Below are 21,936 nucleotides of genomic sequence, written 5' to 3' on the forward strand. Positions count from 1 at the left end.
GAAAAGCTATGTCAGAAACTACCCTAGCTGCACCAGATATTCAACTTCCACCTACCCAAGCAGAATTACCCGATGATGACGGTATCCCGATGGAAAGCGTACGACACAAAGCCCAGATGGATTTGCTGATAGATACTTTGATACCTTGGTTGGAAGAACGAGAGGATGGGTTTATCGGCGGTAATATGTTTTTTTATTACAGTCTGGCCCAAGTGCGAAACAAAGACTTTAAAGGGCCAGACTTTTTTGCTGTGTTGGGAGTCCCGAAAGGAGAACGTCGCAGTTGGGTGGTTTGGGAAGAGGAGAAAGCACCAGATGTCGTTATTGAGTTGCTTTCTGACAGCACAGCCCAAGCAGATAAAAATCAGAAAAAGCTAATTTATCAAAATCAAATGCGTGTGCCAGAATATTTCTGGTATGACCCTTTTAACCCTAATGATTTGGCTGGTTTTTCTATTGCAAAAGGAGCTTATCAACCTATTGCATTCAATGCTCAAAATCAGTTAGTGAGCCAATCTTTAGGGTTAGCATTGCAGTTGTGGCAGGGAAGTTATAAAGGTATTGATGCTACTTGGTTACGCTGGGCAAATTTGGCAGGAGAATTGCTGCCAACTCCTGAAGAAAAGGAACGTCAAAGGGCAGACAAGGCAGAATCGCAGTTATTACAAACTGCACGCAACTTACTTGAGTCTGGGATGACAGTAGAACAGGTAGCTAGGTTAACAGACAGGTTTGAATGTATCTGAGATAGAAACGTAGAACTCAGAAGATACAGCATTTGTGTTGATGAGAGAAAAGCGTAGGCGTAGCCCGTCGTAGACATCGCTCCATCAAAGTAATCATAAAAGCGATCGCTAATCAATATCATTCCTGTTCTCAAATCCTTTCTATATCTTGCCCCGCATAGAGAATCCGCACAACTTCAATGTTTTAATATTGCTCAAAGTAAAAAGAATTATAGCCAGTGTTATCCTAAGAAATATTAGGAATTAACAATTACTTAGGCAAATGAGTATTACCGTTAATGTTTCTGAATTAACTGCTAAGTTTTCTGAATTGCTGAGTCAGGTATTACTTGGTGAAGAGGTGGTGATTGCACAGAAGGGTATTCCAGTTGCACGCCTAGTCGCTCTCACAGATACAGCCTCACCTCGAATTCCAGGATTGGATAAAGGTAAAGTTATCATTGCACCAGATTTTGACGAGCCTTTACCAGAAGATATCCTAAATGATTTTGACAGTTCTAATCTAGTTTAGCGATGAGAAAAAAGCGTAGGCGTAGCCCGTCGTAGACATCGCTCCACCAAAATAATCATACAAGCGATCGCTAATCAATATTATTCCTATTCTAAAATCCTTTCTATATCTTGCCCAGCATAGAGAATCCCACAACTTCAATGGTTTCATCTCCCTCAAAGTAAAAAATTAGATACTTTTTAAATCCTTTAACAGCCCATTTACGTAAACCTTGTAAACTAAGATTATCCAGAGGATAACGGCTACCCATTCCAGGCGTTCTTGCTAACTGTGCAAAAGTTTCTCTTACAGAGTCAAAAAATAAAAGAGCCGTTTCGGGGTTTTCTTGGGCAATGTAAGCAAAATACTCATCAATATCTAAACTTGCTTTGGGTGTAATGACTATCTGCTTTGTCATTATTTCTCTTGATGCATCAGGTCGATCAGATGTGTGCGTTTTTCCTGCCACCATTCATCATTAACTTCTATCGTTTCTCCACTTTCAAGTCCTGTAATTAAAAGTTTTTCTATCTTTTCTTGCATCTTGCGTTTTTGGTGTTGAACGATCAACTCTTGTAGATATTCGCTAACTGAACTGTAGCCACCTTCAGCCACTTGTTCCTCAATAAAGACTTTCATCGACCCAGGTAAGGAAATATTAATGTTGCTCATAACCTTGGAAGTGAGGTTGAACTATTTTTTCCATGTTATCAAGATTGTTAGGCGTTGTCTTTGTGTAAACGTTTAACGATCGCACCTTGGTTGATGAGAAAATAGCGATCGCCGCAGTTTCAAGTATCATATCCTGCCTTGACTATGTGCATCCTATTTACTTATTAACACACCATTTTTGTTCTAAATTCCGCAACTAAGTTAAAAAACCCATATTTTACTCAGCGTTACGGATTTTGCACAGTTCAGCATTACTTTATCAATATATTGCGTGTGATATCTAGGTTTTTTGAATTGAAACCAGTTGCCGTTACTAAACATCGCCACTAACATCACGCTTTAAATTAATAAAATAACGAGTTTAGTTACCACCACTACGATTTTCGTTACAAACATGATTATTTTCGTTACAATATTACGAGTTTGTTACTAAAATAACGAGTGTAGTTACCACCGCTACGATTTTCGTTACAAACATGATTATTTTCGTTACAATGTTACGAATTTAGTTACCACCACTACGATTTTCGTTACAAACATCATATTTTTAGTGGATATTGCTGAGTCTATTGTTACATTAAATACCAAATCTGTGGATTTCACTTAACCAGAATTAGGCTTTAGTAGGGCAAATTCAGCAACGTTAAAATTTTACTTAGTTTGAAAGATATTTTGTACCATTTTTTTGTCTGTATTCGCTGCCGCCTTATCCAACTCTGCAATCTCACCAGCGTCTAATTGCCAACCCAACGCCCCAAGGTTCTCCTTGGCTTGTTCGACGCTCTTTGCTCCAGGGATGGGAATAGTTCCTTTACAAATACACCAATTAATTGCTACCTGTGACATAGTTTTGTTTCTGAACCGTGCCACCTCTCGCAAACATTCCAAAAGCGATTTGCCAGCAGAAGCCGCTTCTCTATGAGACGCTGCGCGAACACCTCTACGCATTCCTGATAATATTTGTTTAAATAACAGACCTCGAATGCCTTTAGGCAAAGGGCCTTGCTCAGAGTATTTTCCTGTTAATATTCCCAAAGCGAGAGGGCTATAGGCAATTAATTTAATGTCTAACTCATCACAAAGCTCTTTGAGCTTGAGTTGGGTGACAGGATATGTAGACAACAGAGAGTATTGAACTTGCAGAGTTGTAATCGGAACGCCTCGTTCGGCAAATTTCTTCTGCACTCGCTGAAGCCGTTTCGGCCCATAATTGGATAATCCTACTCCCTTGACCAGTCTTTGCTCATACAAATCGGCAAGACCATCTAATAGTCCTTCATCTTGCCAAGGAGCATAGTTTGCTGTTGACCAGTGCATCTGTACCAAATCGACATTTTTTCCCAGGCGTTGGGCAGATGATTGACAAGCCCTTACCATTGATTGACGTGTCCATCTCCACGGATAAGCAGCCAGCTTAGTCGCAATACAAATATTGTCTTTGCCTGAACCTACATATTCTCGGTTGAATCGTCCCAGAAGTAACTCACTCCGGCCATTCAATCTCCCCGTTCCGTAAGAATCGCCTGTATCAAATAAAGTTACACCGTTGCTGACACAAAGGTTAAAGACGGCCTGCAACTGCTCATCCATACTTTCGTCATATCCCCAAAGCAGTTGGTTGCCCCAGGCCCAAGTGCCGCAGCCCATGCTTGGGAGAGAGAGTTTTTGGAGAGTCTGCATCTTTGCTGTTTGTAGATTGCCTTATTAATTATCAGGCATATATAGCAGTCCTCAATCATTCATCGGAGAAAGGCAGGAGGCAGGAGCTTGTAAAAAATAGTTTTTCTCTCTGCCAAAAGGGTTTGAGAGAAACTAAATTTATTTATGAAAATTAAAAAAATTATATATTTCGAGTAGGGAATATGGTCGGATTTGCCAAGAGCCAAGCTTTTTCAGTCCAGGCGTTATTAAATAACTTGACCTCTGACACGTTTAATTCAAATGAATGGGGTGGTGATTCTAGCAACAAGGGCGAACCTTTATCATGGGCCTCAACTAAGTTAACTATCCAGGGAAGAAAGTCTAAGATTTCTTTTGGTAATACAGTTAACTCGAAATCCCACACCAAATTCAGACCTCGGCAGATTTGTCCTTTTCTAATCGTCGTCACTCTACCAGCACTCTTGTTAATAGCCACTCGCAGAATGAATGGGCGAAATGGAACAAATTTATCGGGTGCTGTATAGGCGTATACATTTATATAGTTGAGTCTCTGCTTACGATCCATCCAAGATGCGATCGGTGAATTACTACTATAAGATGTACCAGTTATAAGTACTGGCATGTTCATAGTAGCAGCAAAGTTAGAGTAAAACTTATGCCTTAGTTCGTTAACAATATGTTTAGCTTCTGGGTTCATGGTTGCTACACCTATTACAAAAACGATACCTGCGGGAAGCTACCCTAACGCATGGCTTCATAAGAATTATTTCCTAAAACCTCCTGCATCCTGCTCTCTGATTTGAAAGTGCTGTTAGCGGATAGCTAAGGTTGAGCCATTGCTGAGTGCTGTTAGCGAATAGCTAAGGTTGAGCCATTGCTGAATCAAAATACCAGTCCCCAGTCATTCTTTTATCCAAGGCTTTTGAAACTTGTTTTATCGGAACTGCATTTCTTCGGTCAACCAAAACGCAAAAAAGGCAGACTCCTTGTCTGCCCTTAAGACCTTAGAGTTAAATTTTTGGTTTTAGACCTTAATAGCGGCCACCACCACCGCCACCATAGCCTCCTCGTCTACCACCAGAGGAACCGCCGTCTGTCTTGGGCTTGGCTTTATTAACTTTTAAGCTTCGACCCATCCATTCAGCATTATCAAGGGCATCAATTGCTGCTTGTTCTTGTTCGTCTGATTCCAATTCCACAAAGCCGAAACCTCTCATCCGACCTGTTTCTCGGTCGATAGGCAATTGAACGTTTTTTACAGTTCCATATTCTGCAAAGACTTGGCGGAGGTCATCTTCTTTAACCTCATAAGATAGATTGCCGACGTAAATTGACATAGAATGTCTCCAGAATCAGAGGATGTAGAGATTTAGATCCGGAGAGGTCTGTAATACAAGTATATATAAAAACAAACTGTACAGCCGAATTTCATCTTCCACGCATACTTTAACATAAATTGAGAAGTTATGTTCTTAAGCAGCAGTATACTTAATATACTCAAATAGTTAGCAAAACTTGTTTAAAATTAACTTACCAGCGATCGCATGAAATTTGCAGTCATCAAAAAATTTCCATAGTTGAACTTATCTCTCTTCAAAGAATATTAATTAGGTAATTTTTAAATTTTGTTCAATCAAAAATTCGAGAGAAAACAATTCAATAAAACCAGTGCGATCGCTTGTAACGTAGAATTAATTTCCATCCAGCATTTGCTAACACCTTGACGCCCATGTTTTGCGACTACCTCATCCAAATTCTGACTGCCCGTGTATATGATGTTGCCCAGGAAACACCACTGGAGTATGCTCCAAATTTGTCTGCGCGGCTGAATAATCAACTCCTGTTGAAACGTGAGGATATGCAGTCAGTATTTTCCTTTAAACTGCGGGGTGCTTATAACAAGATGGTGCAACTGCCACCAGATATATTGGCAAAGGGTGTAATTGCAGCGTCTGCGGGGAACCATGCTCAAGGAGTCGCCCTTGCAGCCCAACGCTTGGGAACCAAAGCGATTATCGTCATGCCAGTAACCACACCCCAAGTCAAGGTGGATGCGGTGAGAATGAGGGGCGGAGTAGTGGTGTTACATGGAAATACTTACGACGATGCTTATAGTTATGCGCGTGAATTAGAAGTAGAAAAAGGATTGACTTTTATTCATCCCTTTGACGATCCCCATGTAATTGCTGGACAGGGGACAATCGGGATGGAAATTTTGCGGCAACATCAGCAACCCATCCATGCAATTTTTGTGGCAATTGGAGGTGGCGGATTAATTTCTGGGATTGGGGCTTATGTGAAACGATTGCGTCCCGAAATCAAGATTATTGGTGTTGAACCAGTTGATGCTGATGCCATGTCTCAATCGCTTAAAGCCGGACATCGGGTGCGCTTGTCCCAAGTGGGGTTATTTGCTGATGGCGTGGCAGTGCGGGAAGTCGGTGAAGAAACCTTCCGTTTATGTCAGCAGTATGTAGATGAAATTATTTTGGTGGATACAGACGATACTTGTGCTGCGATTAAAGACGTATTTGAGGATACGCGATCCATTTTAGAACCAGCCGGTGCATTAGCGATCGCAGCTGCCAAAGCCTACGCCGAACGAGAACAAATCGAGGGACAAACCTTAATTGCTGTCGCCTGTGGTGCAAACATGAATTTTGATCGCCTCCGCTTTGTGGCAGAACGAGCAGAGTTCGGCGAACGCCGCGAAGCGATCTTTGCAGTCACAATTCCAGAGCAACGGGGAAGTATTCGCCAGTTTTGTGAATGTATTGGCAACCGTAATCTGACCGAGTTTAATTATCGTATTGCCAACGAAAAAACAGCCCATATTTTTGTCGGTGTGCAAATTCAAAACCGTGCCGATGCTATCAAGATGGTAGAAACCTTTGAAGCTCATGGATTTGAAACCCTTGATTTAACAGACGACGAACTAACTAAACTACATCTGCGACACATGGTGGGTGGGCACTCTCCCCTGGCTAACAATGAATTACTCTACCGTTTTGAGTTTCCCGAACGTCCCGGCGCATTGATGAAGTTTGTGACTTCCATGAATCCTGCCTGGAATATTAGTCTTTTTCACTACCGCAACAACGGCTCAGACTACGGACGAATAGTTGTCGGTATCCAGGTTCCCCCCCACGAGATGGAAGAGTGGCAAGCTTTTCTCGATCGTCTGGGCTATCGCTATTGGGATGAGAATAAGAATCCGGCGTACAAGCTGTTTTTGGGATAGGTGGGGAGAGAGGCAGAGGGGCAGGGGAGCAGAGGGGCAGAGGGGCAGAGGGGCAGGGGAGCAGAGGGGCAGTAAACAATGCCCCATGCCCCATGCCCAATGCCCAATGCCCAATGCCCAATTTAACGAGAACTCCCCTTCAATATCAGATTTGAGTCCCAAGTATAGAAGCCGATTTGATTAGGAACCCTAGCGAATCTGCCTGTCCGATAGCCTCTAGATAGTTCATTCAGCACCTTATTTTTGATCTCTCTAATTTGCTGAGAATCTAGTTCTCCATAAATTCCAGCGATGACTTCAGCCACGCTGAAAACTTTACCTGGATTTTGTTGTAACAGAGAGGTGAGGGCATCAATTAAGAATTGACCCTCAAAGGCTTTGAGCATCGGGACTGTTTTTGTCGGGGGAACGAAAGGCTTCTTGTTTTTGTTCTTGATATTCCTAGAAGCACCATTGCGATTATTTGGGGCTACCAAACTTAAATCCAGAGTATAACAACCTGGCTCATCGGGAATAGTTACCCAGTAATTCCTTTCTCTACCTTGGGTGAGGGAAGATTGCACTCTACCTTTAACTACTTTGAATAGATGGGAATCTAACTCTCCATAAAGCGATCGCACGATAAAATCGATATGACAAACAGTACCTATCTGTTCTTGCAATAGCTGTTTTATAGCTTCCATTCGCGAGATAGCGTGCTGATACTGAGGTAGCATCGGAATTTCCACTACCTTCGTTGAACTATCGTTGTTCTCTGGGGCGATCTTTGAATCTGTTGATGTCGTTAGAGATTGGCTCTCTTTTGTATCAACAGCAGCAGAAAAAGAATTATTTATCTCAACTCGATCTGAGTCTTTTCGTTCTGACTCTGAAGACTCCACCAAGTTGATTTCGCCGATGTCATCAAGGGGTGATAAAAACCGCAGAGAATTTTCCCCAGAAAGATTTGAGGTTTCATCAGTCGCAGTTAATCTTGATATCTGCTTGTTGGTATCAGAAAAAGACCAGTGAGACAACAACGCTTCTACATGATCCAGCTGCGATCGCGCCTGTACAAATAGGCGTTCATACTCTTCTGTAAGGCGAGCATAATAGTCTCGTAATTCCAACAATGGTGAGAGAAAGGTTCCCGGAGGCGGTTCTAATTGTCCATTTTGAGTCATAGGGCTTTAATCAATTTAAATCGATGTCACTTTTATAAGACATTGCTCTGGGTTTTGCCTTGTGAGATGCTGGCTGGGATTTCTTAGGCGCTTGGGGAGGGCGACATCTCTCACAATATAAAGGTCGAGGGCCGAAAGTCTCGCGTTTTGTCAGATCGTTACACTCTTTACAGACAAACTGGAACACACGAGTATGAATCTGTCTTTTGTGCGCCCTGACAGTATATTCTCTAACATCAATGAATTTACTTGCCATAATCAGGAATTGTGAATTGCCGACGTTATCAATGTCCTATCAATATAGCTATTCAAGCAAATCAAACCGCATCAGTGTGTGTTTATGTAGAAGTTTTATTCAAATCAGTGAATTTGACATCTAGACATAAAGTGCAGATGAGCAACTTGAGAGTTAGCTATTGCCTATATCTATCAGCATATAATTGGTGATGAGCAAACACTACTACCATTCTCTAAGCGCAGGCGATTTACATTGCCCCGCTCATAAAAGTTGGTAGGAGAAAGTGCAGGATGATTTACTTTCACTACTATTGATTGGCAAATCAAGCGATCACCAGTGTCTCTAATAGCCCATCATAAAATTACCGCACTCCTAACCCCTCTTCCTCATACTAGATGGGTAATGCTTAATGAAGCCATTTCTGTCTAAAGAACAACCGCCTCCTAAAAACAGGAGGCGGCGATCGTTGTTAATCAAAGTATGATTCCAATAAGTTTGATCCCTCTACTAGTAGTATGTCAAGTCAACTTCACGGGGTCAATAAATTCGTAGTCAGGACTTTAGTCCTTTGTTAAGCGCTCAAGCGCTGATTATTAACCCATGAATTTCAACTTGACAGACTACTGCTGACTGGGAGTAGCAGGTTGCGATTGAGGTTGTTGGCGTAAACGGCGCAAAGAGTCTCGCAATTTATTTTGGCTAGCGTTATCTCTTCGCCGCCGCCGATTTGTGGTTGCTTGTGGCTTTTGTGATGAATCGGTAGTCGCTGGCTGAATGCGGCGTAAGGACTCTCTTGTAATTCCTTGAGTACGGGTTGTTCTAGCTTCTGGTGATGAGTTTCTAGCAGGACTTTCTGCTCTTTGAGGTTCCAGTCGCCGACTAAATCCAGATATTGCTGGGCTTGATGGGGGTGTCAACTCTCTGCGCCTACGTCTTGGAGCTGCCTCTGTGGAGTTAGCAGCCGTTGTCTGCTGGGTTCTCTCTCTTTCTTGTGCTTGTCTTTGTGTTTTCCGTTCTTGAACTTGGCGATATCGCCGTGAACCTTGTAGAGCAAATTCAGTGGCGATCGATACCCCTTGTCTACCACCTTGTGCGGGTTTTAATTTCCAGTCACGCGCTTGTCTCTTGGTTTCTTCATCCAAGTCGCGGTTTCCACTAGAGCGAGCAATCCGCACATTAGTAACATTGCCTTCTGCATCAGTATCTACAGCTACTTCTACTCTGCCTTCAACTCCTCGCCGTCTTGCGGCTTCTGGATACTTGGCATTACATTCGCGGCAAGCTGCACGACCATTACCATTACCTGAACTGTTAGTTTTTGGAGGTGTTGGCCCTGTTGCTACTGTCGGACGGTTTCCTACTCCGCTACCAATTCCACTACCAGTGCCGCTACCAATTCCACTGCCAGTGCCACTACCAATTCCACTGCCAGTGCCGCTACCAATTCCACTGCCAGTGCCGCTACCAGTGCCACTACCAATGCCGCTACCAGTGCCAGTGCCAGTTCCACTACCAATGCCACCACCAGTGCCAGTGCCAGTTCCTCCACCAGGGCCAGTACCACTGCTTGTACCTACAGCAATACCACTACCTGAGCCTAAACCAACACCAGAGCCACCGCCACCGCCACCACCACCACCGCCACCTGCCGAACTTGCTTTGGAATCTTCAGACGGAGCTGATTGGGGAATGGGTGCAGATTTCACAGGTACTTCTGGTAGCGATCGTGGAATAGGTGCAGATTTCACAGCAACTTCTGGCTTGATAGGAATTGCTTTTGGCGGCGTATTTATCGGCTGTGGCTTCTGAGGGACTGCTGTAATCTGTTCAAATTTTTCTACTGGTGGAGTTTCTATAGGCTGTTTTTGGACAATTTCTGGTTGTTTTTTTATTTCTTCTGGAATCTCTGCAATTGGTTTTTCTGGTTCCGCAGTTGGAGAATCCACGATCGCGACCTCTATAGGTTCTTCTTCTCCTGTGGGCACTCTCGTCAAATAATTACTTATGCCAGAAGACAGTACGCCGATATGCAGCGCCAGTGAACCTATTAGACTGTAAGTCAGAAAAGACTTGAGAGCCTCAACTTCTTTGGAACGTTGCTCGACAGTAATGCCGGAAAAGCTCATAGCTATTGCTACCTATTGTCACTAATTTAGCTATCTTAGAATGCAAGGTTACAAATATCAAGTAAACAATTCAAATTATTTGGGATAGCTTTACGGAACCCCGGACTAGCATAAACATATTTTTAAACCACCAATATCATGGTTTTTGGACAAAATTAACTTTTATTGCAATTATTTATGTAAAACAAACGAAGGAGTAAATAAAAATTATGAACGTTCCATTTGAAAAAATTCTCATTATATTTTATATTTTGTTGAGAATAAGTTTCAGCTTTTCTCTAGATTCTGGTAGTCTAATTTTGTATTGTGGATGACGTTATAGAGGCACTACATGGGAATTCAAAATTTATTTGCAGCAGGCGGTGTGGTCATGTGGCCCCTGTTGGCGTTTTCGGTATTGGGTGTAGCACTGATCGTCGAGCGGGTCAGGTTTTGGGTACGGATTAATAAGCGTCAAAACCGGGTGGTGCGAGATGTTTTGAATCTCTACCGTCTCGATAATCTTGTCGGTGCAATGGATAAACTTCAGAAAAACGCAGATTTGCCACTCGCTCGGATTTTTCTGGCGGCTTTAGAATTAGAAGAGCCAAATCCAGAGGAATTTCGTTTGGCGTTAGAAAGTGAATCGCAAGCTGAGATACCTGTACTCAAACGTTTCCAAAACATTTTCGAGACAATAATTAGTCTGGCACCACTGTTAGGTCTTCTCGGCACAGTATTAGGATTGATAGCCTCCTTTGCTTCCCTAAATCTTGGTGATGTGGGAGGTAGTAAAACGGCAAGTGTTACGGCTGGGATTAGTGAAGCCCTGGTATCAACTGCATCAGGATTGATCGTTGCTATATTCATACTCATGTTTGCCAATACCTTCCGGGGATTGTACCAACGGCAAATTGCACTAATTCAGGAGTATGGTGGACAGCTAGAATTACTTTACCGCCGTCGCTATGAACGAGGAGAAAAAACGTATGCGTCTACCAGATGAACCAGAGCTTCCGCTACAGATCAACATCGTGCCGATGATTGACGTGATTTTTGCGATTTTGACATTTTTCATTATGTCAACTCTGTTTTTAACACGTTCAGAAGGTTTGCCAGTAAATTTACCGAAGGCTGCCACAGCGAAACAACAGCAAGTTCCCACGAAAATTACTATTACGGTAGATGAAAAAGAACAGGTAAGCCTGAATCGTAAACCAATTGCAGTTGATGATTTGACAGCGCAAGTGCGGACTTTAGTTGGTTCTAACCCAGAAGTGTTAGTGATTATTAATGCTGATGAAAAAGTTGATTATGGTCGGGTGGTGGCGGTGATGGATCGGGTACGTCAGGTTCCGGGAGCTAAATTAGCGATCGCTACCCAAAGAGAATAAATAGATATATTAGGCATAACGAAGTTCAAAGAGTCAGGAAAATTCTATATTCTGGCTCTTAACTCCTTCTTATCTAATAGATATCTCCAGCAATCTATTATGTGTTACCCAAAATCCTTGTTATACACAATTAATTAATTTTGCCTACCTGATTTTTACCAGATGTTTAATTCTAAAGGCAGTAACTTTTATCAAAACAGAATTCAGGAGCCAGAACAAGCATCTTCATTCTGACTTCTAACTTCTTCTTCAATGCTGTAGGTTGTTCCAAGGTTAAGTTTCAGCCGAATGCTTCCATTCTAGTATCTACAATCACGACATAATCCAAACTGACTTGATAAATTGCTAATTACACCAACAAAATAAGGCATAGCAAATTTATACAAGCAGGTAGATTATCTGATGACTATTGCAGAGTCAATTAAAAAATTCATTACATGCATACAAGGTTTTGACCATCGTGTTTTACAAAATCAAGATGATGTAAAAAAAAGGTTGATTTTGCCAATGTTTCACTATCTCTGCTATCCAGAGATATGTCATCGTGAATACTCTTTGAAAACATATCAATCAGAAACCTACACCAAGAATCCAGAAATTGCTCAGATTTATTTTGCAACAGATGATGTTAAAAAACAAAATACAGATACATCACTGGTTTTTGTAGAAGCTATAGAACCGCAACAAACCAAGTTAAATGAGGCTATTGAGCAAGCTAGATTTTATAGTAATCATTTTAAAACACTATTTTTTATTGTCACCAATGGATATGATATCAAGGTTTTTCAGCGTCTACATTACAATCGAGAAGAATTAGTATTTGATATAAATATAGATACTTTAAAAAATAACGATGTTGCCTCAAAGTTTTATAATAAACTCAATTTTGATTTAGTTAAAAACATCGATAAAAATACAGCCAGTATTTTAACCTATACTAAATGCAACTTAATAGAAAAATTAATCACACGTAATCCAGATTTACAGTATTTTTTAGAAAAATGTGATTTTGAGCCTTCTATAACACGAGAAGGCTGCCACTTAGTTGTTGTTAAACCCAAAGTAGCGATCGCCTGTAATTTACCCCAAGCTTTTGGAGAAGGTAATTGTCAAATAGAATTCAGTAGTATTCTTTTTAAAGGTTTAAAAATTCACTTAAATCATCAAGATATTTTAGGTCAATTAATGACAGGATTACATACCCATCCAAATTGGGGTTGTCGTCGTTTTTTGAAAGAATTAGATAAAAATAATTTTACAGTAAATTTGGGTAAAATAACAGTTATTTTATCAAAGTTAGAAGCAACAGACTTGTGTTTGTGTATCGATGAAGTTTGCCAAAAATATAAAAACTTAATAATTGAATTTGAGAATGCTTTAGAAACATGGGATTTTAAATTCGTAAAATTTTCAGAAGTTCGTAGTTTTATCCTTTTTTCTGTAAGACAAGAATTATGGAAGTTGATGCAACAGTTCGCTAAGGAATTTGATTATAAGAAAGGCAAGTCAGAATGGCACATATTCCATAGACAAAATATATCAATTCGAGTGAGTCGAGGAATTCGCGATCATGCATTTATCTTCCCCAAGTTTGACAGAGATTTATCTTTATTACCTAGCAATCAAGTGAACATACTCTACGAACTAAATGATATTAATTTACAATCTATTGAAACAGCCAAATTTAGCTTATGGAAGCAAGATATTGGAGTACGAGGAACTTGGACAGCTAAATATACCAAACAGTGGTTATTAGATAAATATATTCCCCAAGTGATTAAATACTACTCAAACAAATCTCAATTATCTGAATCTGAATTGCTAGCAAAAATAATAAATTACAGAAGTGAACGCGCCCCAATCAAAGAAATTGATAATATCAGAGATTTAGTACCTTATCTTCGTGATATCCAATCTTGGTTACATATCTATGTGGAAAATATTGCAGCTTCACTATTGAAACCATATTACCAAGCCTATACAAATTTAGTGCGTAATACGGATTCTTCCATAATAGGCATAGACTATATTTTCGGAAATTTGCGGAGAGTTGAGTGGAAAAATACGCCAGAAGAAAATTATAGCAATTCCGCAGACTGGAAAAACTTGACTTTTAAATATGCTATAGATTGCTTAGATCGGCAAGTAGTAAGAATAAATAATAGTGAATACGAAAATAGTTTTAAGGCAGATTTAATTACTCGCATATTTATTTGGATTATAGAAAATGGGAAAATATCTTTTTCACAAGCTCAGTTAAATGCTGCTAAACACGTTTTAATCCCACTTTGGGAACAAAGTCGCTTTGAAATGCGTTATATCTATCCTAATCAATAAAACTACATAATCTGCTGTAAATCCAACACAAACCCAGATAGTACATTTTCTCCTGATAAACTAGCAGGATTGTCTAATATCTCTACATCTTTACCTGGACGATAAATTTCTACTCGCTTGTTTTTCCAGTCAATTAACCAGCCTAATTGAGTACCGTTTTCGATATACTCCTGCATTTTCTCTTGCAATTCTTTCAAGGAATCAGTACGAGAACGCAACTCTACTACAAAATCAGGACAAATTGGGGCAAATTTTTCTTGTTGTTCTGCGGTTAAAGCATTCCATCGCTCAATTTTCACCCAAGAAACATCAGGAGAACGTTCTGCGCCATTAGGTAGAGTGAAACCAGTTGAAGAGTCAAAACCTTTGCCTAATTTAGTTTGTTTATTCCAGATTCCTAATTCAACAACCATATCAAAGTTACGGTTGCCAGTATCACTACCTGTAGGTGGCATAATTAATAATTCCCCTGATGCTGTGCGCTCAAATCGATAATCGCGGTTTTTCTGACACATCTGGAAAAATTGCTCATCAGTCAAGTCAATTTTCAATTTGAGTGTAGAAGGGAAAGTGGTTGTCGTAACGTTCATAGGCTATTCTGAGCATCTTACTTTCTAGTGTAGTGCTGTGTGTGGTGCGATCGCACTTTACCTATTAAATAAATTTGTCTGCCCATTGGGTGCAGCTTTACCCGGATATATTTGCTTGGAACCTTTAGGAATATTAATCCAGCCAAGGTCTTGCAAACGATAAACAAGATTAGATATGGTTACACCAATATCCTTTTGCATTGCATAAAGGTGATGCCAATTAGTTAAATCACGTCCTTTTCGTTTAGCTTCCAAAATTTCTCTAGGCATTAACAGACAGCTAGCAAAATACTGAGCTTGCCATTCTCGCCAGTCATCCTGAGTTTCAGGATGGCTCTTATAAATCTGCTCACTAACATTACGACATAGAAATTGTTGTTCAATTGAGTCAATACTTAAGGTTAGCTCTAACTGCTGCACAGAACCTCTGGCTACATCTTGATTTATATGAAGTATCCAATGTCCAATTTCATGAGCAATTGTAGATGCTTGAAAACCCTCTTCTTCTAATTTATGTATGTTTCTATTAAGTACTATCTTTGGTTGTTTGGTAGGAATTATTTTAGCTACTATTTCTCCTTTGTCATCAGGAAGTATACTTTGCCAGTCAATCATTATTCCTAAAGCATCAGCAGTACAACTAGCGTCAAAAGGCCACTTGGGAGTAAAATTTTCTGCCTTCATCATCTCTAGAACTTCATAAGCTTTCTGCTCAATTTCTGCTTTAGAATAGTATCTATATGCCTTGAAAATGCTCACCTTATTTTTTCCTCACTTTTTCCTCATAAATAATACATTCTTGGCTGCTCAGGCTCTAATCCTATTTTTCCGGGATAGATTTGCTTAGAACCTTTAGATATATAAATCCAACCTAGATTTTGCAACCGATCAATAAGACTGGATGTTGTTACACCAAGCTCCTTTGTCATTGCATAAAGGTGGCTCCAATTAGTTAAATCACGTTCTTTACGTAATTCTTGTAGAACGTAACGAGGCATTAATAGACAACTAGCAAAATACTGAGCTTGCCACTCAAATGCTTCAAATTTATCAATTGGGCTACTAGCACTACGACATAGGAATAAAATTACTTGATTTTCATCATCACTATTTTCCTTAATTTCTTGTGATAAAATATCAGCATCTTCTTGGTTAATATGAAGTACCCAGTGACCTATTTCGTGGGCAATTGTAAACTCTGTAAAAGTCCCTAACATTTCTGGAAGACCTGAGTTTACTAGTATTCTTCTTTCTAATGGTAAAATTTTAGCTACTATTAACCCATGTTCATCAGGCAATATTTCGCCAATTTCGATGCTTAAATTTAAATAATCACATACTCTACTAGCATCAATTGGTATTTTAGCAGCATCATTATGTAAACTTTGCATATTCTGTAAGATTTCATTAGCTCTTCTTTCTATCTCCTCTTTAGAGTAAAAAATATAAGGCTTAAAGAAGGTAAGTTTTTTTTGAAGCTTTTCTACTTTAGTTCTCAACTCAGCATTTTCTTTTTGTAATCTTACAATTTGCTCATCTCTTGCTTTAACTAAAGAATCAATACCCGGACTTTCTCTCATTCGACGAAATAAAGCAGGCATTTCTTTGTAGTTAGCCTTAAGCAATTGCTCGAAAGCCTCCGAGTCATTTTGAGTCATACGTCCAGCTAGGTACATTAACTGCTCTGCATTCAAACTGAGATGTTCTGCTAACGAGCGGATCACCTTTTCGCTTGGCTCAACGTGGTCGTTTTCTAGTTTCGACAAGTACGTAGAGTCCACCCCTACCTTTACTGCTAGCTCACGCTGACTCAATCCCTTCTTTCTACGAGCTTGCCAAATACACCTGCCAAAACTCTGACTCTCTTGTTTATCCATAATCACATTCAACTGCCTAACGCATTGCCTGAAGCATACATAATAATAAACCTTCTATCGGTTTGAGTCATAGTAGGCTGAAAGCCTTATTTTAAAAAGCTTTTCAGGAGTCGCTCGGCTATAAGTTACCCAAAGTTTTTAGCCTTTGAATCACTCATAGATAAATAGTATCAGTATTGACTATTTTGGTCAATATAAATTTATAATTTAATTATATAAATTATACAGTTGACAAGCTTAGTACAAGTTGAATAATATGATCCAATACTAAACAACTGATATCTTGCCTTGTTGAAATTATATAGCAATTCAGGCGGCTATACTGATGTTCGTTGAGTCAAATTCCGTTACACAAGAGCAAAAGCATGAATAAACAATCGTTGAACCCTGAACAATTAAGTTTCTCTGTTGGTAGACCTTTACCAGTTCTGCTTGAGGAAGTGCAAAAATCAAGCCGCAATCCACAACTCAGAAAGGCTGTGGAACAAATGCTGGAAGGCTTGCGAACCTTGGAAATGGCAACCGAGATTGGTGTATCCAAATCGAAGAGAGCAAATACGGCAATCTACGAAATCCTAACCAAGTAAAACTTTTTTCTCTGCTAAAATCTGGAAATTGACATTAATGAGCCAAAATTGGCTACCATTTGCCAGTTACAACCTATGGTTGCAGTATTCTCCACCCATAGGGAAAGAACACTTACACTGCGACATGAAACGAGGTTTTACAAAAGCGCGATCGCGAGAACCTGCGGTTGCAGCAATCTTGGCAAGTGATAGCACTCCTCAGCGAATTGGATTACTAGCACAAAGGGGGGTTTATGAGTTTCATGAAAACTCCCCGATGTTACATCAAGAAGACGCTGTAAAACAAATAATAGAGATTCTGGAATTGCGGAAAGAGTCAGATTTGGTTCAGCAGCGAGTACTTCAGATACTGACAAACTACCAGCAAAATCCAATTCTTGCTGAGAAGAAAATTATTCAACTTAGCCGAGGTGATGAGGGTTTTCCAGAACCAATTCTGATTAAGCAGGGTAATCAATCTTTTAACTTCTTTGCTGCGATTGACTGCATTTTTGCCGAAGAAGATGATACTTTGCACATTTTAGATTTCAAAACTGGCCACTCTGATTTTGATCGGCGACAAGGGTATATTTATTTACTAGCTGCTAGTTACCGATACCCCCAGCAAAAAGCAGTAGCGTCTTTTTATAACTTAGAAAATGGTAACTGGTCAGAACCTATCAGTGCAACACCTAACACTCTTAAGGCTTTTCAGATAGAACTAGCTTTAATAGCTCAACGACATCAAGAGGAATTGAGACGCTACCGTAAAAATTCTGCTGATTTCAGTCAAATATTTCCCCAAAATCCGGGTGTAAGTTGTCGCTACTGTCCGTTTAACTCAATTTGTGAATTTACTATATCAGAGGTTTCTAGATGACTGCTGGTGTGCTTAAATCCCCCTTAAAAACTAATATATCACCAATATTTTTGGCAGAAATATTTTTACTAAATATTCCTCAACCTAACTTAATCTGCTTTCGACTGACTCCCAGAGTAGATACTGAAATAGGAAATCGTTTAAGTTGGCACTTCAGTCAGAAATTTCGTGATATTATGGCCATCTTTGCAGATGGAAATTTCTGGGTTTTAGCTAAACCCGATCAAGCAATGCCAAGTTTAGATGAATGGCGAAAAGCTTTAACAGAAATTCCAGAGAAATTGAAAAAAGATATTGGCGATCGCTATTATTCAATCCAATGGGTAAGCCAACCACAGATATCTGCTGATATTCTTTCTGAACTAGCTATAAGAATATTAAAAATTAGACGACCATTTTCATATTTTAGTATTCCATTTAACAAAATTGAAGTTAGACGAGAAGCAAAATTTTGGGCAGAAGCAATTGAAATTAAAAATATTTCACACCCAGCTATTGCTATAACCGTTCGCAGTTCTTTTGTATTTAAAGGAAAATTGTCTGAATTCTACGATAATCATCCTTATAGACAAAATCCAAAAGATTTATTAATTGGTTTAAATGTTCGAGATATTGAAAAGAATAGTTCAGCTACTATTGTAGATATAGAAGGAACTATTGGTGAGCGTGAAGAAGAATTGCTCAACTATAAGCCTGCATCAACGAGTGAAATCGCTATTCGTGAAGCACCTAGAGATCAACCTGTTGTAGTTGTGCAGTTTAGTAAGAATAAAATACGGTATCCTTATGCAATGGCTGCTCTTATTCCTTGTATCACAGAGGATACTGCCAAACGATTTGATGTAAACTATGGGGACTTACTCAAAGAAGCTAAGATTCCTTATCAAGAGCGGCAAAATAGTTTAGCTTCATACAAAAAAGAAGCTGCACTAGCTTTAAGTATTTATGGATTTGTGTTATCGGAAACCTGTATTAATAGTAGAAAGAGCGGTAATTGCTCTGAATTATTCTTGCCACTAAAATTTAAGCTTGAAGATACTCAACTTCTATTTGGAAAGGAAAAATCTGTTCAAAATTTTATTAGTAGGAGAGGAGATGTCCTTAAAGGACTATCACAAGGAGGCGTTTATCGTCGTCAAGCTCAATATGAAGATAAAGCAACACCGATTCGCATTACAGCTTTGAAACTTTGTGATTTGAAGGTAGATCCTTTTATCAGGGAGGTTCAGAAACGTCTAAAATCCTATGGATTTGAAAGCATAATTGTTCATCGAGTTGGTGTATCAGTAAGTAGTTCAAGTGTCTCTGATGATAGAGAAAAAGTGGAACAAGCTATTAATGAATTAATGGCGATTCCGACTGACATTGTTTTGACATTTCTCCCTCAGAGTGATCGCCATGCTGATAATAATGATGATGGTAGCTTTTATTCATTTATTTCTTCACGCTTACTCCGGCGAGAAATTGCTAGTCAAGTAATTTATGAAGAGACATTAAAAAATACTAGTAATTATGGTAATATCCTTCATCAGGTAATTCCAGGAATTCTTGCAAAGTTAGGAAATTTACCTTTTGTTTTAGCTGAACCTTTAGAAATTGCTGATTATTTTATCGGCTTTGATATTTCCCGAATTTCTAAAAAGAAAGGGTTTGGAAGTAGAAATGTTTGTGCTAGCGTGCGTCTCTATGACAAACGAGGGGAATTTATTCGTTTCCGACTGGAAGATGCTTTAACCGAGGGTGAAACAATTGATAAACGAACACTAGAGAGGTTTCTACCATCTGCTGAATTAAGACAAAAAACTGTACTAATTTATCGTGATGGACGTTTTTGTGGTGATGAAATAAAGAATTTAAGAGAAAGAGCAAAAGTTATTGGTTCAACGTTTATTTTGGTAGAGTGTGTAAAATCTCAGATTCCACGACTATATAAATTTCAGCAGTCTGTAGTGACAGCACCAACTAAAGGGTTAGCTCTTCGCTTATCGCCCTATGAAGTAATTTTAGTCACTACTGAAGTTAAGTCTGAGAAAATGGGTTTACCTTATCCTCTGCGTTTAAAGGTTATTCCCGATCCTGAACATGAACAGCAAGTATCAATTGAAAGTTTAATAGAAGCTACACTTAAACTGACATTGCTACATCACGGGGCGTTGAAAGAACCTCGCTTACCCGTCCCATTATACGGTTCTGACAAAATAGCTTATCGGCGGTTACAAGGAATTGCTCCAGGTACAGTAGAAGGCGATCGCCAGTTTTGGCTGTAGAATTAACATCAACGTTACAGACATTCTGCATTCAATCAAAACCTGACTTTTCGCAGGTGCGATTGCAATGCAAATAACTTCTGGTTAAATTTTACTAATGCTCTATAGCTTGATACTTTAGAGGGTAGAAAAATCTAGATGCTTTGGTTATCTCAATGGCTAGTGTTAGGAACTATATTTGTTAGCTTAACTTTTAGCACACCTTTATTTGCCAGTCAGTCTATGAACCAACAAGATATCCAGATATTAATAGAAAAAGCTAAAGATTCATGGGTTGCTCAAGATGTCGATGCTCTTGCACAATTGTTTACAATTGATGGAGAACTAATCGTACCTGGTCAATGCTGGCGGGGGCAAGAAAGAATTCGAGAAGGACTTGCCAATTTTAAACAAGAGTATTCAGATGTCAAAATAGACATCCAGCGGATTATCATTGGAGCAAATCAGGCAGCAGTAGAATGGTACTATGAAGATACAGAAAAGGCGACAGGTCGTCGTAATAAAGCTGATGACGTAATTGTTGTAGATTTTAGGGATAGTCAAATTAGTCGTTGGCGTGAATATTTTGACACACAAACGCCAAGTAACAGATATTTACATTAGCCGCGAAACTACAATATCCTTAATTTATTTTGAATCAAGGATATTGGAGTATCAAAAATTAATTTGTAATCTAATAAAAACACAAGACGCCTACCACCTCAGACCGCTCTGATGAAGAATTTAACCTTCCCTAAGTGATAATAAAGTGGAGGAAGCGACAAAAACTCCACACCGTCAAAGGTTTTGATTGATTTACACTGTTCAAACATCTGCGGTCGCTCTCCTTCGATGTCCGATAATGGGCCACAGCGGCATAACACCCATACAGTGTTGTCTGTTTTCATAAACTAGAATAACTAACAGTTGGGTGAAAAACTCTCTCTCTGAAGTATAAACACTACCTAGTCAAGAGATATAGCTATATTGTTTATACAAACTTGTCTAAAGTAAGATTTTAATTCTTTATAACTTTAGCTAGTCATTTGACGCCGTTGAGACTGTACTTGGTTAAACTGCTTTTGTTGTAGTGTTAATTGGTTGTAATCACTTGAAGATTGCATATCCCATTGTAATTCTGCTAGTAACAGTAAACTAACGGTCATAATTAGCCCCGTTGAGAGAAACTGCATGACACCGCAGTACGGTAAAACTAAAATTCCCAGCAAATGAATAAACCCCATCAGAATAAATGTGCGTGAACGCATTCCTATCCCGGTGCAAAGATAGCCGATGGCACTTAATCCTAACCACAGTGGACACAAACGGATTAACACCTCTCCCCATCCCAAAAAAATGCTCAGATCGGTCAAGATTAAACCCATTAAGATTAAAATCGCCCAGCTATAAACAACCCAGCGTAGCTGTTCTACAGTTGCCCAAAACCAAGTTAAACTTACCATACCAACTGCACCTAATAAGGTAAGCACTGACCACAAAATTGCTTGGCTACTCCAGCTAATGGGTAGAAACTGCGCGGTTACGAAAATTCCAGATGAAATTAGTCCCCAGAGAATAAATGCTTGATCGACGCGAGTATAAAACTTTGAAAAGAGGATGAAATTTCCAATTTGGTAGTTGAGACAGACTAGACCTTGAATATCTTGAAAATCTAGCTCTTGCTGTTTTTCACGCACGAGCGGCTCAGAGGAATTGAAAAAAGTCATTG

Annotated in this window: 23 protein-coding genes; 10 read left to right on the forward strand and 13 right to left on the reverse strand. The window is 39.5% G+C overall.

Translation table 11 applies throughout. From position 1 onward, the window contains the following. Positions 1-8: 8 nt before the first annotated feature. A complete protein-coding gene (locus HWQ43_RS28645; RefSeq protein ID WP_292739958.1) occupies positions 9-746 on the forward strand; it encodes a Uma2 family endonuclease in 738 nt (245 codons plus the stop codon). A gap of 262 nt (positions 747-1,008) precedes the next feature. Continuing rightward, positions 1,009-1,257 (forward strand): type II toxin-antitoxin system Phd/YefM family antitoxin, encoded by a 249-nt coding sequence (locus HWQ43_RS28650; RefSeq protein WP_292739959.1) that lies wholly within the window; start codon positions 1,009-1,011, stop codon positions 1,255-1,257. 103 nt (positions 1,258-1,360) lie between these two features. On the opposite strand, the gene HWQ43_RS28655 is transcribed toward HWQ43_RS28650, so the two are convergent. The 6 genes from HWQ43_RS28655 to HWQ43_RS28680 form a co-directional block, all read right to left on the reverse strand. Beyond that, the gene (locus HWQ43_RS28655) at positions 1,361-1,654 is read right to left on the reverse strand and encodes a type II toxin-antitoxin system RelE/ParE family toxin (RefSeq protein ID WP_292739960.1); all 294 of its coding nucleotides are present in this window, start codon (positions 1,652-1,654) and stop codon (positions 1,361-1,363) included. Further along, positions 1,654-1,908, reverse strand: a complete 255-nt coding sequence (locus tag HWQ43_RS28660) for a type II toxin-antitoxin system ParD family antitoxin (RefSeq protein ID WP_292739961.1) — start codon at positions 1,906-1,908, stop codon at positions 1,654-1,656. The genes HWQ43_RS28655 and HWQ43_RS28660 overlap by 1 nt, the downstream gene beginning before the upstream one ends. Next, positions 1,895-2,038: a hypothetical protein gene (locus tag HWQ43_RS28665; protein ID WP_292739962.1), complete on the reverse strand. Its 144-nt coding sequence runs from the start codon at positions 2,036-2,038 to the stop codon at positions 1,895-1,897. The genes HWQ43_RS28660 and HWQ43_RS28665 overlap by 14 nt, the downstream gene beginning before the upstream one ends. A 521-nt stretch (positions 2,039-2,559) precedes the next feature. Further along, positions 2,560-3,588, reverse strand: coding sequence for an aldo/keto reductase (locus HWQ43_RS28670; protein ID WP_292739963.1), 1,029 nt, complete (start codon positions 3,586-3,588; stop codon positions 2,560-2,562). Positions 3,589-3,748: 160 nt separating this feature from the next. Next, positions 3,749-4,267 carry a hypothetical protein gene (locus tag HWQ43_RS28675; protein WP_292739965.1) on the reverse strand — a complete coding sequence of 173 codons (519 nt, stop codon included), beginning with the start codon at positions 4,265-4,267 and terminating at the stop codon, positions 3,749-3,751. Between the two features lie 334 nt (positions 4,268-4,601). Then, positions 4,602-4,907, reverse strand: coding sequence for an RNA-binding protein (locus tag HWQ43_RS28680; protein ID WP_292739967.1), 306 nt, complete (start codon positions 4,905-4,907; stop codon positions 4,602-4,604). Between the two features lie 392 nt (positions 4,908-5,299). Here HWQ43_RS28680 and ilvA point away from each other — a divergent pair, with 392 nt between their 5' ends. Continuing rightward, positions 5,300-6,811 carry a threonine ammonia-lyase, biosynthetic gene (gene ilvA, locus HWQ43_RS28685; RefSeq protein ID WP_292740031.1) on the forward strand — a complete coding sequence of 504 codons (1,512 nt, stop codon included), beginning with the start codon at positions 5,300-5,302 and terminating at the stop codon, positions 6,809-6,811. Between the two features lie 122 nt (positions 6,812-6,933). On the opposite strand, the gene HWQ43_RS28690 is transcribed toward ilvA, so the two are convergent. The 3 genes from HWQ43_RS28690 to HWQ43_RS28700 all read right to left on the reverse strand — a co-directional run bounded on the left by HWQ43_RS28690 (position 6,934) and on the right by HWQ43_RS28700 (position 10,338). After that, complete coding sequence (locus tag HWQ43_RS28690) at positions 6,934-7,974, reverse strand: hypothetical protein (RefSeq protein WP_292739969.1); 1,041 nt, start codon at positions 7,972-7,974, stop codon at positions 6,934-6,936. 10 nt (positions 7,975-7,984) lie between these two features. Continuing rightward, positions 7,985-8,230 carry a hypothetical protein gene (locus HWQ43_RS28695; protein WP_094352238.1) on the reverse strand — a complete coding sequence of 82 codons (246 nt, stop codon included), beginning with the start codon at positions 8,228-8,230 and terminating at the stop codon, positions 7,985-7,987. A 602-nt stretch (positions 8,231-8,832) separates the two neighbouring features. Then, on the reverse strand, positions 8,833-10,338 hold the full coding sequence (locus HWQ43_RS28700) for an energy transducer TonB (protein WP_292739972.1): 1,506 nt from the start codon (positions 10,336-10,338) through the stop codon (positions 8,833-8,835). Between the two features lie 331 nt (positions 10,339-10,669). On the opposite strand from HWQ43_RS28700, the gene HWQ43_RS28705 reads away from it, so the two are divergent. The 3 genes from HWQ43_RS28705 (at position 10,670) to HWQ43_RS28715 (ending at position 14,048) form a co-directional block, all read left to right on the forward strand. Next, positions 10,670-11,323 carry a MotA/TolQ/ExbB proton channel family protein gene (locus tag HWQ43_RS28705; protein WP_292739973.1) on the forward strand — a complete coding sequence of 218 codons (654 nt, stop codon included), beginning with the start codon at positions 10,670-10,672 and terminating at the stop codon, positions 11,321-11,323. Then, entirely contained in the window at positions 11,307-11,711 is a 405-nt protein-coding gene (locus HWQ43_RS28710) for a biopolymer transporter ExbD (RefSeq protein ID WP_094352241.1), read from the forward strand. Before HWQ43_RS28705 ends, HWQ43_RS28710 begins: the two co-directional genes overlap by 17 nt. A gap of 402 nt (positions 11,712-12,113) precedes the next feature. Then, positions 12,114-14,048, forward strand: a complete 1,935-nt coding sequence (locus HWQ43_RS28715; RefSeq protein ID WP_292739976.1) for a hypothetical protein — start codon at positions 12,114-12,116, stop codon at positions 14,046-14,048. Between the two features lie 2 nt (positions 14,049-14,050). On the opposite strand, the gene HWQ43_RS28720 is transcribed toward HWQ43_RS28715, so the two are convergent. From HWQ43_RS28720 to HWQ43_RS28730, 3 genes are read right to left on the reverse strand one after another with little or no spacing between them, the layout of a single operon-like run. Continuing rightward, the gene (locus HWQ43_RS28720) at positions 14,051-14,638 is read right to left on the reverse strand and encodes a Uma2 family endonuclease (RefSeq protein WP_292739977.1); all 588 of its coding nucleotides are present in this window, start codon (positions 14,636-14,638) and stop codon (positions 14,051-14,053) included. Positions 14,639-14,695: 57 nt separating this feature from the next. Continuing rightward, a complete protein-coding gene (locus tag HWQ43_RS28725) occupies positions 14,696-15,397 on the reverse strand; it encodes an ImmA/IrrE family metallo-endopeptidase (RefSeq protein ID WP_292739979.1) in 702 nt (233 codons plus the stop codon). A gap of 23 nt (positions 15,398-15,420) precedes the next feature. After that, positions 15,421-16,515, reverse strand: a complete 1,095-nt coding sequence (locus tag HWQ43_RS28730) for an XRE family transcriptional regulator (protein WP_292739981.1) — start codon at positions 16,513-16,515, stop codon at positions 15,421-15,423. Between the two features lie 365 nt (positions 16,516-16,880). Here HWQ43_RS28730 and HWQ43_RS28735 point away from each other — a divergent pair, with 365 nt between their 5' ends. The 4 genes from HWQ43_RS28735 to HWQ43_RS28750 all read left to right on the forward strand — a co-directional run bounded on the left by HWQ43_RS28735 (position 16,881) and on the right by HWQ43_RS28750 (position 20,831). Beyond that, positions 16,881-17,102: a hypothetical protein gene (locus HWQ43_RS28735; RefSeq protein ID WP_292739983.1), complete on the forward strand. Its 222-nt coding sequence runs from the start codon at positions 16,881-16,883 to the stop codon at positions 17,100-17,102. 37 nt (positions 17,103-17,139) lie between these two features. Continuing rightward, positions 17,140-17,961: a PD-(D/E)XK nuclease family protein gene (locus HWQ43_RS28740; protein ID WP_292739985.1), complete on the forward strand. Its 822-nt coding sequence runs from the start codon at positions 17,140-17,142 to the stop codon at positions 17,959-17,961. Positions 17,962-18,011: 50 nt separating this feature from the next. Beyond that, a complete protein-coding gene (locus tag HWQ43_RS28745) occupies positions 18,012-20,228 on the forward strand; it encodes a Piwi domain-containing protein (protein WP_366932923.1) in 2,217 nt (738 codons plus the stop codon). A gap of 138 nt (positions 20,229-20,366) precedes the next feature. Next, positions 20,367-20,831 (forward strand): nuclear transport factor 2 family protein, encoded by a 465-nt coding sequence (locus HWQ43_RS28750; RefSeq protein WP_292739989.1) that lies wholly within the window; start codon positions 20,367-20,369, stop codon positions 20,829-20,831. Positions 20,832-21,241: 410 nt separating this feature from the next. On the opposite strand, the gene HWQ43_RS28755 is transcribed toward HWQ43_RS28750, so the two are convergent. After that, complete coding sequence (locus HWQ43_RS28755) at positions 21,242-21,934, reverse strand: hypothetical protein (protein WP_292739991.1); 693 nt, start codon at positions 21,932-21,934, stop codon at positions 21,242-21,244. Between the last annotated feature and the right edge of the window lie 2 nt (positions 21,935-21,936).

The sequence above is a fragment of the Nostoc sp. JL31 genome (genome assembly GCF_017114965.1).
GTDB lineage: Bacteria > Cyanobacteriota > Cyanobacteriia > Cyanobacteriales > Nostocaceae > Nostoc > Nostoc punctiforme_A.